This window comes from Streptomyces sp. NBC_01451 (assembly GCF_036227485.1).
Taxonomy (GTDB): Bacteria; Actinomycetota; Actinomycetes; order Streptomycetales; family Streptomycetaceae; genus Streptomyces.
The window spans coordinates 4278948-4292598 of record NZ_CP109479.1; the positions used below are offsets into that span (position 1 = coordinate 4278948).

Here is a 13651-nt window from a genome sequence, read left to right on the forward strand (position 1 = left end):
GGACTAGACCTCTTCCGGGTCGACGGGCCACACTGTCCCCGTGAGACATGTCATCGCCCTCGACGTGGGCGGCACCGCGATGAAAGCCGCCCTCATCGGGCCGGACGGCGCTCTGCTCCACCAGACGCGCCGGGCGACCGGACGCGAGCGCGGCCCCGACGCCGTGGTCGAGGAGATCCTCGGCTTCGCCGCCGACCTGCGCGCCCACGGCATCGCCCACCTCGGCGAGAACGCCGCCGCCGCCGGAGTCTCCGTCCCCGGCATCGTCGACGCCGAACGCGGCCTCGCCGTCTACGCGGCGAACCTCGGCTGGCACGACGTACCCCTGCGCGACCTGCTCGCCGAACGGCTCGGCCTGCCGGTCGCCCTCGGCCACGACGTACGCACCGGCGGCCTCGCGGAGGGACGGATCGGGGCCGGCCAGGGAGCCGACCGCTTCTTCTTCGTCGCCCTCGGCACCGGGATCGCGGGCGCCATCGGCGTCGACGGCCGGGTGGAGGCGGGCGCGCACGGCTTCGCGGGCGAGATCGGCCACATCGTCGTACGGCCCGGCGGGACCCCGTGCCCGTGCGGCCAGCTCGGCTGTCTGGAACGGTACGCGTCGGCGGCGGCGGTGAGCGAGGCATGGGCCGCGGCTTCCGGCACCCCCGGCGCGGACGCGGCGGACTGCGCCGAAGCCGTCCGCTCCGGCGACCCGCGCGCCCACCGGGTCTGGCAGCACGCGGTCGACGCCCTCGCCGACGGCCTGGTCACCGCCCTCACCCTGCTGGACCCGCGCACCCTGATCATCGGCGGCGGCCTGGCGGAAGCGGGCGACACCCTGTTCACAGCACTGCGCGCCGCCGTCCAGGAACGGATCACCTTCCAGAAGCTTCCGGTCATCGCCCCCGCAGCCCTCGGAGACACGGCAGGCTGCCTGGGCGCGGGCCTGCTCGCCTGGGATCTCCTGACCACCACAGACCTCACGGAGGTAACGCCCTGATGGCACCCGACCCAGGGGCGCGGGGAACTGCGCGACCAGCCCCCACCGTCCCGCACACTCCCCACAGCCTGGTGTTCAGGGGCGCCAGAGCCGTACTCCCCACAGGAATCACCGACGGCGCCCAACTCGCCGTCGAGGGAACCAGGTTCACCGGGCGCCCGCACGAGAGCGCCCACGAGATCGACGTGAGCGACCACTGGCTGGTACCCGGTTTCGTAGACCTCCACAACCACGGTGGAGGCGGAGCCTCCTTCACCTCGGGCACCGCCGAGGACATCCTCAAGGGCATCCACACCCACCGGATCCACGGCACCACCACCCTCGTCGCGAGCACCGTCACCGGCGACATGGACACCCTCACCGCCCAGGCCGGCCTCCTGTCCGAACTCGCCGAGCAGGGCGACATCGCCGGCGTCCACTTCGAGGGCCCCTTCATCTCGCCGTGCCGCAAGGGCGCCCACTCCGAGGCACTGCTGCGCGACCCGGACCCGGCGGACGTCCGCAAGCTGGTCGACGCGGCGCGCGGCCGGGCCGCCATGGTCACCCTCGCCACCGAACTCCCCGGCGGCCTCGACTCCGTACGGCTGCTCGTCGAGCACGGCGTCCTCGCCGCGATCGGGCACACGGACGCGACGTACGAGCAGACGGTGGAGGCCATCGACGCGGGCGCCACCGTCGCCACGCACCTCTTCAACGCGATGCCGGCCCTGGGACACCGCACCCCGGGCCCGATCGCCGCCCTCCTCGAAGACGAGCGCGTCACCGTCGAACTCATCAACGACGGCACGCACTTGCACCCCGCCTCCCTCCAACTCGCCTTCCACCACGCGGGCGCGGACCGCGTGGCGTTCATCACGGACGCGATGGACGCGGCCGGCTTCGGCGACGGCCGCTATCTGCTCGGCCCGCTGGAGGTCGAGGTCAGCGAGGGCGTGGCGCGACTGGTCGAAGGGGGTTCGATCGCGGGCTCCACGCTCACCCTGGACCGCGCCTTCAAACGGGCGGTCACCGTCGACCGGCTCCCGGTCCCGGACGCGGTCGCCGCCCTGTCCGCCAACCCGGCCCGGCTGCTGGGGATCTACGACCGGGTGGGGTCCCTGGAACCGGGCAAGGACGCGGACCTGGTCCTGCTGGACGCGGACTTCACGGTCAAGGGAGTGATGCGCAAGGGGAGTTGGGTATTGAAGCCCCAACTGCCCTGAGCTGAGAGGGGGGAGGTCGACGGGATGATCCTCACCGTCACACTGAACACCGCGCTCGACATCACCTACCGCGTAAGGGAGTTACGCCCGTACGCCTCCCACCGGGTCACCTCGGTGACCGAACGCCCCGGCGGCAAGGGCCTGAACGTGGCCCGGGTCCTGGCCGCCCTCGGCCACGAGGTGGCGGTCACCGGCTTCGCGGGCGGCCCGGCCGGACGGGCCGTACAGGACCAACTCACCGCCACACCAGGCGTGCTGGACGCCCTGGTCCCGGTGTCGGGTTCGACCCGCCGCACGGTGGCGGTGGTCGAGGACACGGCCACGGACCTGACCCCGCACCCGACCCAGCTCAACGAGCCCGGCCCACAGATCACCCCGGCCGAGTGGTCCGCCTTCCAGGACGTGTACGAGGGACTGCTGCCGTCCGTCTCCGTGGTGGCCCTCTGCGGCAGCCTGCCACCGGGGGTGCCGGTGGGGGCGTACGCCGACCTCGTCCGCACGGCACGGGCAGCGGGCGTGCCCGTGCTCCTCGACGCCGACGGGGAGCCGCTCAGGCGCGGGGTCGCCGCCCGCCCCGACCTGGTCAAGCCGAACGCCGGTGAACTCGCCGAACTCACCGGCTCCCACGAGCCGTCGCAGGCCACCCGGGACGCCCGCAGACGCGGGGCACGGGCCGTGGTGGCCTCACTCGGCCCCGACGGGCTCCTCGCGGCGACCCCGGAGGGCCACTGGCGGGCGACCCCGCCGGCCCGCGTCCGGGGCAACCCGACGGGCGCCGGCGACTCGGCGGTCGCGGGCCTGCTGTCGGGCCTGGTCGACCAACTCCCCTGGCCCGAACGCCTGATCCGCGCGGTGGCCCTGTCGACGGCGACGGTACTGGCCCCGGTGGCGGGCGAGTTCGACCACGCCGTGTACGAGGAGCTGACGGGACAAGTGACGGTGACGAGCGGGGCGACGGCGGCCTGAGGCTCCGGGCCCCGGGTCGACGGGGCCCCGCCGCCGTCAGGTCAGCCCTTCGCCAGGTACAGCTGGTCGATGTTGACGTCGCACTGGTTCCCCTGCTCGCAGGAGATCTTGAGCTCGTTGGTGCCCTTGTTCAGCTGGACGGACGCCCAGGTGTTCGTCCAGCCCTTCGCGTAGTCGCCCTCGTCGGCATTGGCGAAGTTGCCCAGGTTGACCGGGCGGGACTGGGCAGTGCCGTTGACCGTCAGCGTCGCGGTGGCGTCCTTGCCGGGTACGCCGTAGAGGACGTACAGCCGGTAGGTGCCCTTCTTCGCGATGCCGCTGACGTTCCACGTGACCGACGCACCCACGTTGTTGAAGTTGCCCACGTAGACACCGCCGGCCGCCTTCGCGCCCTCGACGTCCGATGTGGTGGCGGCGCCGCCGCCGAGCAGCAGGGCCTTCGCGTCGATGGCCGGGAGTTCGTCCTCCGAGGCCGCCGAGGTGCTGGCCGACGGGGACGGCTCGGCGCTCTGTCCGGTCGTCGGGGTGGCTCCGGCCTCGCTGCCCTTCTCCTTGTCGTCGTCGCCGCCCATCATGGCCACGCCGATACCTATGACGACCGCGGCGACCACCGCGATGGCGCCGATCAGCAGTCCCTTGGTGTTGGGGCCGGAGCCCCGCCCGCCTCTGCTGCCGCCACCACCGCCGTACGCGGGCTGCTGCGGGGCCGTGGGGCCGCCGCCGAAGGCCTCGGGCGCCTGGTAGTGGGTGTTCGGGCTGCCGTACGCCCCCTGCTGCTGCGGGATCGCCTGACCGTACTGCGCGGTCGGGGCCGTCTGGCCGTACGCGGGCTGCTGGCCCTGGCCGGGAGCCTGCACCGGACCCGCCGGGGGGCTGTACTGGCGCTCGCCGACCGGCCGCACCCGGCCGACCGAGTTCGGGTAGCCGTAGCCGCTGCTCGGCGGCTGAGCTCCGTTGGCCCGCCCGTCTTCGTACAGGTAGCCGAACGGATCGTCGTCCTCGGGCGTGCTCGCGCCGCTGTTGCCGGGCGTCATCCCTTGGTCTCCTCAACAGGTGCGGGGTGGGACTTCTGCGGGGTGGACCACAGGGTGTTGCGAGGTCCTGGTAGGTCCTGGGAAGCATGCAATGCGAAACATGCAATGCGAATAACGAGCCTACCCGCTCCCACTGCCCCAAACGGGTGACTCCGGAGGCACGGAGCCGCTACAAGATCGCTACAGGGCCACTGATCTGGTGATCATCCCGCGCGACGATGCTGTTTGGGACGAGATCGTTTCTCGATGTACATCCGCTCGTCGGCCGACTTCAGGACTTCGTCCGCCGTCATCCCGCAGTGTGCCCACCCGATACCGAAGCTCGCGCCGACCCGCATCGCGCGGCCGTCGACCCGGATGGGCTGGATGATCTCGTTGCGCAGGCGTACGGCGAGGTCCTGGGCGTCGGCCCGGCCGAGGCCGTCGGCGAGGACCACGAACTCGTCGCCGCCGAGCCGGGCCACCGTGTCGCCGTCGCGCACGGCCCCGCCGAGCCGCCGGGCCACCTCGATCAGCACCGCGTCACCGGCGTTGTGCCCGAAACGGTCATTGATCGACTTGAAGCCGTCGAGGTCGCAGAAGAGGACCGCGAGCCCCTTCGTCCCGTCGTCCTGTTCGCCCTCGGGGGCGACGGTGTGGACGTGGTGGTCGTACGCGCCGTACGCCTCGGGGGCGGCGCGGAAGTCGAAACCGTGGCCGTTGACGTCGTACGGCTGGAGTCCGCCGTCCGGCACGGGCACCGGCGCCGTCGTGTACTGGTCATGCGTCCCGTAGGGGTCGACCTGGCCGTGGCCGTAGGCCGCGTCGACCGACTCGACCAGGCCGGGCGCGGCCGTCTGCGGGCGCTGGCAGAGGCGCGCGCTGAGCCGGGCGCGCAGTTCGGCGGAGTTGGGCAGACCGGTGAGGGAGTCGTGGGAGGCGCGGTGGGCGAGCTGGAGCTCGCGGCGCTTGCGCTCCTCTATGTCCTCGACGTGGGTGAGCAGGAAGCGCGGGCCGTCGGTGGCGTCCGCGACGACGGAGTTGCGCAGCGACACCCACAGGTAGGAGCCGTCCCGGCGGGCGAGCCGGAGTTCGGTGCGTCCGCCCTCGGCGGAGGTGCGCAGCAGGGTGCCTATGTCCTCGGGGTGCACGAGGTCGGAGAAGGAGTAGCGGCGCATCGCGGAGGCGGGGCGGCCCAGCAGACGGCACAGGGCGTCGTTGGTGCGGAGTATTCGCCCGTGCTGGTCGCCGCCCATCTCGGCTATGGCCATGCCGGAGGGGGCGTACTCGAAGGCCTGCCGGAAGCTTTCCTCGCTGGCTCGCAGCGCCTGCTGCTCGCGTTCGAGTCTGACCAGTGCCCGCTGCATATTCGCGCGTAGACGTGCGTTGCTGATCGCGATGGCGGCCTGGAACGCGTACATCTGGAGCGCTTCCTTGCCCCATGCGCCCGGGCGGCGGCCGTTGCGCGGCCGGTCCACGGACAGCACGCCGATCAGCTCGCCGCACGAGCCGCCGGGCACGCTCGGGGTGAACATCGGCGCGAAGAGCCGGTCCGAGGGGTGCCACTCGTCCTCGAAGCGCGGGGCGGGGCCGTCGGTGTACCACTGCGGGACGTCGTCGTCGTCGAGGACCCAGCCCTCGGTGTGGGGTATGAAGACCAGGTCTCCCCAGGCCTCGCCCATGGCGAGCCGGCGTTCCCAGGAGTCGCGCGAGCCGACCCGGCCGGTGATGAGGGCCTCGGCTGCGGAGTTCCCGGCGAAGGCGGCGACGACGAGATCACCGTCGGGGCGGACGAGGTTGACGCAGGCCAACTCGTATCCGAGGCCGTTGACCACGCCGTCGGCGACGGTCTGGAGGGTGTCCGCCAGACTGCGCGCGGTGTTCATGTCCGCCATGACCTGGTGCAGTTGCCGCAAGGTCGCGAGACGGACGTACGGCTCCTGGTCGGTCTCCATTCGCCCTCCTTCCGCCTATCCCACCTTCTCCGCCACTGAATCACAGCGCGCTGCCCACTCGGTACACAGGGTCAACAAAAAAGGTCACCTGTGACTCAAGTCACAACGAAAGATGAGCAATTGAGTGGAGTTTCTGAGTTCTCCCTGTGCGTTTACTGAACGCAAACTTTGTATCCGTGCGGATACTACGAGCGAGGATACGGGCGACGAGAAGTCGGCGGGGCCGTTCCCGATCATTGGGTGTCGGTCGGGAGTCCTAGGACCGGGTTCGGACGCTGGTCCGATGCGGTGGCACAGGAGTGGGCAATAGCTTTTCCGTGTGCCGACTCCCCCTGCCGTACCCACCGCCTCCACCACACCCGTCACTCCTGCCCCAAACACCCCACACGCCCCTCATGCCCCACACGCCACCACCGTCCCCTCCCGCTCTCCCTCCGGGCATCCTGGTGGAGTGAGCAACGACGACTTCCGCGCCGCGATGTCCCGCCTGGCCTCGGGCGTGGTCCTGGTGACCGCACAGGAGGCGTCGCTCGACCCGGACGACCCGAACGCGCCCGGCGGTGAGGACGTCGGCATGACGGCGACCGCCTTCCTGTCGGTCTCCCTGGACCCGCCCCTGGTCATGGTCAGCGTGCGTGAGGGCTCCCGGATGGACGACCTGCTCGCCGAGCAGCCCCTGTGGGCGGTCTCCGTCCTCGCGGAGGACCAGCGGCACATCGCGAGCCGGTTCTCGATGAAGAACCGCATCAGCGACCGTCTCCTCTTCGCGGACCTGCCGGTCGTCCGGGGCGAGGCGTCCGACGCCCCCCTGGTGGGCGGCGCGCTGGCCACCCTGGAGTGCCGGACGGAACAGCTGGTGACGGCCGGCGACCACACCCTCGTGATCGGCCGCGTCCTGACGGCGACCACGCCGAACGCGGACGCCGGCCCGCTGGCGTACTTCCGGGGCCGCTACCGGCAGCTGGGCTGAAGCCGGACCGGGCCTGACCGGGCCGAGCCGGGCCGAAGCCGGGCCGACGGGAAACTCCCTGGTCACGCCGGTACCGGGCGCCTTAGCTTGGCCCGTATGACGAACGACACGCTCCGGCTGGAGCGGATCAGCTCCGACAACTTCGACGCCGCCGTCGCCGTACGGGTCCGCCCGGACCAGGAACACGCGGTCGACCCGGTCATGAAGTCCCTGGCCGAGGCGTACATCCATCCGCGCACCGCCTGGCCCCGGCTGATCCTCGACGGCGAGCGGCCCGTCGGCTTCCTCATGGCCTTCTTCGACATCGCCTGGGGCGGCACCGGCGCCGACCTGCGCTCCGGCCTGTGGCGCCTGAACATCGCGGCCGACGAACAGGGCAAGGGCTACGGCCGCTTCGCCGTCGAGTCCGTCGCCGCCGAGATCCGCCGCCGCGGCGGCACCGACCTCTACGTCACCTGGCACCCCGGCCCGACCGGGCCCGAGCCCTTCTACCTGGGCCTCGGCTTCACCCCCACCGGGGAGACCAGCGGCGGCCAGACGGTCGGGGTGCTGAGACTCGCCTAGCCGATCACTGCGACCTTTTCGTGTACGAACGTAAATGTCAGGACTCGCGCCCGGAGCCCGGCGCCGGACCGAACCGAGCATTCGGTAGGCGACGGCACCCAGATGACTTCGGCGGGATTCGAATCGCTCGGCGAGAAATTCATTCCCGGAGGCCTTCCGCGGTTCTTTTTCCCGCCCGTCCTGAAATTCACGAACGTTCATCCGCGACCGGGTCAATGACCGGCCACCGGCCGGCCCGCGGCTAACCCCAGTCCCGTCCCGTACGGCCCCTCTTCACATCCGCGCGTGCCTTCTTCTGGCGCAACCGGCGTTCGTTGATTCCGCGCGGGATACGGGTCGGGGTGCGGGGTTTGGGCGGAGGCGCGGTGGCCTCGGCGAGAAGGGCGGTCAGGCGTACGGCCGCCGCCTCGCGGTTGCGCCACTGCGAGCGGTGCTCGGAGGAGCGGACGGTGACGACTCCGTCGACGAGCCGCCCGGCGAGGCGCTCCAGCGCGCGCCGCTTCCAGACCTCGGGCAGCGCCTCGGTGTTCGCGAGGTCGAGGCTCAGCTCCACCTTCGAGTCACTGGTGTTGACGTGCTGCCCGCCCGGCCCGCCGGACCGCGAGAAACGCCACATGAGCTCGGCCTCGGGGAGCGAGACGGAGCCACGGATGAGGTAGGGACCGGACATGCCCCCATGGTCGCGCGGCTGTCCGGTCCACGTCACCCCGTTTTCGCCACGACCGCCGTCACGGAAGGTAAAGAAAGTAAAGACGCGGAACCTTCGGGACCTCCGTCGGCGTTCATGGGAGTGACGGTAGCTTCGTCCTGTACGGGGCACCGCACCGCACGTACGTCAACGAGGGAAGGACTCCCAACAATGGCTGTAAGCCTGTCCAAGGGTGGCAACGTCTCGCTCACCAAGGAGGCTCCGGGCCTGACCGCCGTCACCGTGGGCCTCGGCTGGGACGTCCGCAGCACCACCGGCACGGACTTCGACCTCGACGCCTCGGCGATCGCGGTCAACGCGACGGGCAAGGTCTTCTCGGACGGCCACTTCGTCTTCTTCAACAACAAGCAGACCCCGGACGGCACGATCGTCCACACCGGCGACAACCGCACGGGTGAGGGCGCGGGCGACGACGAGGCGATCAAGGTCAACCTCGCCGGCCTGCCGGCCGACATCGACAAGATCGTCTTCCCGGTCTCGATCTACGACGCGGAGAACCGCTCGCAGAACTTCGGCCAGGTCCGCAACGCCTACATCCGCATCCTGAACGAGGCCGGCGGCACCGAGATCGCCCGCTACGACCTGTCGGAGGACGCGGCCACGGAGACGGCGATGGTCTTCGGCGAGCTGTACCGCAACGGCGCCGAGTGGAAGTTCCGCGCCGTGGGCCAGGGCTACGCCTCGGGCCTCGTGGGTATCGCCCAGGACTTCGGCGTCAGCGTCTGAGCGGACGACCGAGCCGCACGAAGCGGCTGAAAAGCCCCCGGCCGAGCGCGAGTTGGCGTTTGGACCGGGGGCTTTCGCGTGCCCGGACACCCCCCGCGGACCTCCCGCGGACCTCCCGCACATAGGGATATCCCCAGGCTTCCGCAGACTGCTGGCAACTTCAAAAACGAGCCCCCTACGCTCCCAACCCGTAAGCACCCGAACGGCAGACGCCCACGCGAGACGCTTACGAGAGACGGAGACACCACACCCATGCCGTCCTTGTTGTCGCCTTCGGCCGCAACGCCCGCGCCTCCGACCCGGCGGCCCGCCTCGAATTCAGGGAGACGATCGTCCCCCGGTTCGGACCGGCGTACGAGAACGAGCACCGCGGCTGGTGGGTCGACTCCCACGATCTCCCCAAGGCCTCGCGCGAGGCCGAGGCGCTCGGCCTGGAACCGCTCGGCTCCATCCACACGCACCCCGACCGGCACCGGATAGGCCCGCCGCACGAACGCGCCCTCGTCCTCAGCGAACGCCCCACCCCGATGGACGAACACACCTTCCGCAGCACGGCCTGACCCATCAACATCGTCTGCTGCCTGGAACGCCGGGGCGACTGTCACCTGGAACTCCGGGGCGACGTCTTCCACCACGCCCTGGCCGCCCGGTCCCCGCCCCCGGCTCCCGCCCCGGACAAGGCGTGCACCGAACTCCCCCTGCGCATCCGCACACGAACCAAGGTCGGGGTACAACCACGATGACGACACACAACGGCAGTTCCACCATCGGCGCCAACGGCAGCAACGACCCCGCCGCCGACGCGATCCGCGCCCTGTGGGCGACCATGGCCCGCGGCTGGGCGGCGGGCGACGCCGCGCTGTTCGCCGCGAGCTTCGCCACGGACTGCGACTTCACGACCGTACGCGGCGACAAGCCGCAGGGCCGCGCGGGCATCGAGGCCGGCCACGACCGCCTCTTCCGCACCCAGTACGCCGGCACCCGGCTCGACGCCCGCGTGACAGCCGTACGGCATCTGCGCCCGGGCCTCGCCACGGTCGAGGCGGAGTCCACGGTCCGCGCCGCCGACGGCACGGCCCTGACCTCGACCCACGCCCTGGCCGTCGTCGAACGGACGGGCACGCACGACGGCCCGGACCTCTGGCAGATCGTCGCCTTCCACAACATGATCCCGGCCGTCGCACCCGCCGGGTCCGCCGCGTCCGCCCGGCCCGCTGAGGCGGCTCCTGTCGTGTCCGAACCCGAGAAGGCCCCCACGGAGACCGGCCGGCCCAGGCTGCGGCACCTCGCCATAGTGGCCCGGGACCCGGAAGGACTGGCCGGGTTCTACAGCTCCGTCCTCTCCATGGAGCTGTTCCGCCGTGACCCCGACGGCAGTTGCCTCCTCTCCGACGGCTACCTCTCCCTCGCCCTCATCAAGCACCGGCTCGACGGCGACACCCCGGTCGGCATGAACCACTTCGGTTTCCACGTCGCCGATACGGCGGCCACCTCGGCGGCACTGGTCGAGAAGGGCACCGACAAGCCGGCGAAGCGCTTCACCGACCGCCCCTTCGCCGAATACCGCGCGATGGACCCGGAGGGCAACTGGTTCGACCTCTCGGAACACGGCTTCGGCGGGCCACGGCCGGCCGCGGAGGCCTGAGGGCCGCCCGTCACTCCCGTCGTGACACCATCACCACCGTGCTCGATATCGGTTACGCCCTCTCCAACCGCTTCCCGGACCCCCCGCAGACCGACTACCGCCGCGCGGACGTCCACGCACTCCGCCACGACCTGTTCTGCGGAGACGTCTACCTCGCCGACACCAAGGCGGACCGGGAACTGTCCACAGCCTGGGGATGGGTGCCGGTGCTCGACTTCGCGTGGGCGCTGTGCGACATCGTGGAGCAGCTGGACCAGGACCCCGCGGGCTCCCGTGCCGCCCGCCCCCAGTACGCGGAACTGGACTTCACCGAGTCCACCGACCGCATGCTCTTCGAGCGCCGCTTCGGGTGGGTGGACATCGAGTCCGACTGGATGCCGGCGGAGGAGCCCCCGCTCACCTTCTCCCACGCGGAACTCCGCAAGGAGGCACGGGACTTCCTGCACGACGTACTGGCCGACCTGATCGACCTGCACGACGCGCTCGGCGAGAACCCGGCGATCTGGACGCTGCAGGCCCGCTTCCCGAGGACGCGCTGAGGACTCCGCCCCCAGACCCCGGCCACGTCGGAGGCACTGGTCGGCAGGAAAGAGGTTCGAGGGCGCCCGCCAAACGAACCGAGACGGGTGGGCGATCGGTCGGTCGGGGGCCAGGGCGGGCGGGAAACCCCCGGCCTACTCCACCCGCACCCCCAGCTCCGCCGCGAACACCTCCGCCAGGTCGAGCAGCTGCGCCGGACTGATCACCGCCCCCGCCAACCGGTCCACCCCCCGCGCGAACCCCAGCTCCGTCGCCCGCCGGAAATCCACGTCCGTCAGCCGCGCCGCATTGAAGTCCGCCCCCTTGAGCACGCAGTCCACGAACTCCACCCGCTCCAGCACCGCACCCCCGAAGTCCGGCTCCACCAGCACGCACCCCTCGAAGACGACGTCCTTCAGCTTCGCCTTGCGCAGGTTCAGATAATCGATCTTCCCGCCCCGCACCACGACCCGCTCCAGCACAGCCCCGTGCAACTGCGCCCCGCCCAGCCGGGCGTCGACCAGCTCCACATCACGCAGCGTCGACTCGGCGAGGTTCGTGCCGACCCCCCGTATGCCCGTGAGGACCGAGTCGAGCAGCCGGGCGTGGTGCAGCCGTGTCTCGTCCAGCGCGCACCCCGTCAGCGCGCAGTCCATGAAACGGGCGCCCCCGCCGTCCTGCCCGGCGAAGTCGGCCTCCCGGAACTCCAGCCCGTCGTAGTCCCCGTCCGCCTCCAACTCGCCGCCCCCGAACGGCTCCAGCACCGGCAACCGCACCTCGGGCCGCCGAGCCCCCTTCACCCCGGACCGGGAACCCGTCGTACCACCCGCTCCACCCGTTCCGCCCACGCCACCCACCACTCGCCTCGCCATGCCCCCATCCTGCACCCGGCCACTGACAATCCCCCTGACCTGCGCGAACCCGCCCTCTCCCACTCCCATGTCACATCCCGCCCCCTCGGTCCGTCGTACCGGCAGAAAGCGCCGCCAGAAAGCAGAAGGGCGCCCACCACAGGGAGACCCAGACATGTACCCGGTCCGCACCCACGCCCGTACCCGCACCCCCGTCACCCCCGTCACCGTCATCGGCGGCGGCTTCGCCGGCCTCACCGCCGCCATCGCCGCCGCGGAGGCGGGCGCCAGGGTGACCCTGCACGAGGCCCATCACACCCTCGGCGGCCGGGGCCGCACCGCCGAGGAGCCGTACCGTACGAACGAGGGCCCGCACGCCCTCTACAGCGGCGGCCCGCACTGGACCTGGCTGACCCGGCGCGACCTCATCGGGCCCCTCGCCCCGCTCCCGCCCCTCGAAGCCGCCCGCTTCCACTTCCGCCACCAGGGCGCCCTGCGCCGCACCCCACCTCTCGCGATGCTCAAGCTGCTCCGCCACAGCGCCCAACAGGCGCCCATGGACGTCGACTTCATGACCTGGGCCACCGAGCAGGCGGGCGAGAAGGGCGCCCGGGCAGCCGCGCACTACTCCGCCGTCGCCCTCTTCCACCACGACCCCGGCTCCCTGTCCGCGGCCTTCGTCCAGGAACGGCTGCGCCGCGCCGCCGCCCTCCCGCCCGAGGCCCACTACCCGCGCGGCGGCTGGGCCAGCGTCATCGACCGGATGGCCGCCCGCGCCTGGAACCTGGGCGTACGGGTGGAGACCCTGTCCCGCGTCGACACACTCCCCCAGGACACACCCGTCATCGTCGCCACCTCCCTCGACGCCGCCCGGCGCCTCCTGGGCGACGACACCCTCACCTGGCCCGGCGCCCGTACGGTCCTCCTCGACCTCGCCGTACGCACCCGGCGCGGCGACCCCTTCGTCGTCTCCGACCTGGACGCACCCGGCTGGCTGGAACGCTTCACCGCCCAGGACCGCACCCTCGCCCCGGCCGGCGAGCAGCTCCTCCAGGGCCAGTTCCCGATCGCACCGCACGCCTCCCGCGCCGAGGGCATCACCCGCGCCGAACAAGTGCTCGACCTGGCCTTCGACGGCTGGCGCGACCGCGTCACCTGGCGCCGTGAGGCCACCGCGAACGGCCGCACCGGCGCGGTCGACCTCCCGGGAACGAGCTGGCGCGACCGGCCCGCGATCGAACGCGGCAACGGCGTCCACCTCGCGGGCGACCAGGTGGCCGCCCCCGGCGTCCTCGCGGAGGTCTCGTTCAACAGCGCGCTGACGGCCGTGTCACTGGCCCTGGGCACCCGCCGAGCCCGCGGCCTTCACGACCCCCTGAACCCCCTCAACCCGCTTGACCTCAAGCAGGCCTGAGGCCGACGAGGAGCCCGCGCACCAGACCACACACCCGGGGGACCCCCATGCACGCCGTCCGCCTGCACACCCTCGGCCCCGCCCAGACCCTCACCCACGAACACATCGAGAACCCGGCACCCGGCCCTCCGCGAG

At 71.6% G+C, this 13651-nt stretch carries 13 protein-coding genes; 9 read left to right on the forward strand and 4 right to left on the reverse strand.

What is annotated here, in order from left to right; genetic code table 11:
* Positions 1-40 precede the first annotated feature (40 nt).
* Genes OG595_RS18545 through OG595_RS18555 form a run of 3 tightly spaced genes read left to right on the forward strand, consistent with a single transcriptional unit; the run spans position 41 to position 3150 of the window.
* Positions 41-982, forward strand: coding sequence for an ROK family protein (locus tag OG595_RS18545; protein WP_329273487.1), 942 nt, complete (start codon positions 41-43; stop codon positions 980-982).
* Positions 982-2184: an N-acetylglucosamine-6-phosphate deacetylase gene (gene nagA / locus OG595_RS18550; protein WP_443073069.1), complete on the forward strand. Its 1203-nt coding sequence runs from the start codon at positions 982-984 to the stop codon at positions 2182-2184. The genes OG595_RS18545 and nagA overlap by 1 nt, the downstream gene beginning before the upstream one ends.
* Positions 2185-2208: 24 nt before the next feature.
* Positions 2209-3150: a 1-phosphofructokinase family hexose kinase gene (locus OG595_RS18555; RefSeq protein WP_329273488.1), complete on the forward strand. Its 942-nt coding sequence runs from the start codon at positions 2209-2211 to the stop codon at positions 3148-3150.
* A 41-nt stretch (positions 3151-3191) separates the two neighbouring features.
* On the opposite strand, the gene OG595_RS18560 is transcribed toward OG595_RS18555, so the two are convergent.
* Both OG595_RS18560 and cdgB read right to left on the reverse strand, forming a co-directional pair.
* Positions 3192-4184, reverse strand: coding sequence for a CBM35 domain-containing protein (locus OG595_RS18560; protein ID WP_329273490.1), 993 nt, complete (start codon positions 4182-4184; stop codon positions 3192-3194).
* A gap of 203 nt (positions 4185-4387) precedes the next feature.
* Entirely contained in the window at positions 4388-6118 is a 1731-nt protein-coding gene (gene cdgB / locus OG595_RS18565; RefSeq protein ID WP_329273492.1) for a diguanylate cyclase CdgB, read from the reverse strand.
* Between the two features lie 478 nt (positions 6119-6596).
* On the opposite strand from cdgB, the gene OG595_RS18570 reads away from it, so the two are divergent.
* Together OG595_RS18570 and OG595_RS18575 are read left to right on the forward strand one after the other, a co-directional pair.
* Positions 6597-7088: a flavin reductase family protein gene (locus tag OG595_RS18570; protein ID WP_443073349.1), complete on the forward strand. Its 492-nt coding sequence runs from the start codon at positions 6597-6599 to the stop codon at positions 7086-7088.
* A gap of 96 nt (positions 7089-7184) precedes the next feature.
* The gene (locus OG595_RS18575) at positions 7185-7652 is read left to right on the forward strand and encodes a GNAT family N-acetyltransferase (RefSeq protein ID WP_329273495.1); all 468 of its coding nucleotides are present in this window, start codon (positions 7185-7187) and stop codon (positions 7650-7652) included.
* A gap of 241 nt (positions 7653-7893) precedes the next feature.
* On the opposite strand, the gene arfB is transcribed toward OG595_RS18575, so the two are convergent.
* Positions 7894-8322: an alternative ribosome rescue aminoacyl-tRNA hydrolase ArfB gene (gene arfB, locus OG595_RS18580; RefSeq protein ID WP_329273496.1), complete on the reverse strand. Its 429-nt coding sequence runs from the start codon at positions 8320-8322 to the stop codon at positions 7894-7896.
* A 189-nt stretch (positions 8323-8511) separates the two neighbouring features.
* On the opposite strand from arfB, the gene OG595_RS18585 reads away from it, so the two are divergent.
* The 3 genes from OG595_RS18585 (at position 8512) to OG595_RS18595 (ending at position 11271) form a co-directional block, all read left to right on the forward strand.
* On the forward strand, positions 8512-9087 hold the full coding sequence (locus OG595_RS18585) for a TerD family protein (protein WP_329273498.1): 576 nt from the start codon (positions 8512-8514) through the stop codon (positions 9085-9087).
* Positions 9088-9826: 739 nt separating this feature from the next.
* Entirely contained in the window at positions 9827-10732 is a 906-nt protein-coding gene (locus OG595_RS18590) for an SgcJ/EcaC family oxidoreductase (RefSeq protein WP_329273499.1), read from the forward strand.
* 38 nt (positions 10733-10770) lie between these two features.
* Positions 10771-11271, forward strand: a complete 501-nt coding sequence (locus OG595_RS18595) for a hypothetical protein (protein WP_329273501.1) — start codon at positions 10771-10773, stop codon at positions 11269-11271.
* 135 nt (positions 11272-11406) lie between these two features.
* Here OG595_RS18595 and OG595_RS18600 read toward each other — a convergent pair whose 3' ends face one another.
* Positions 11407-12123, reverse strand: a complete 717-nt coding sequence (locus tag OG595_RS18600; protein WP_443073070.1) for a pentapeptide repeat-containing protein — start codon at positions 12121-12123, stop codon at positions 11407-11409.
* Between the two features lie 154 nt (positions 12124-12277).
* Here OG595_RS18600 and OG595_RS18605 point away from each other — a divergent pair, with 154 nt between their 5' ends.
* Entirely contained in the window at positions 12278-13516 is a 1239-nt protein-coding gene (locus OG595_RS18605; RefSeq protein ID WP_329273503.1) for an NAD(P)-binding protein, read from the forward strand.
* Positions 13517-13651 lie beyond the last annotated feature (135 nt).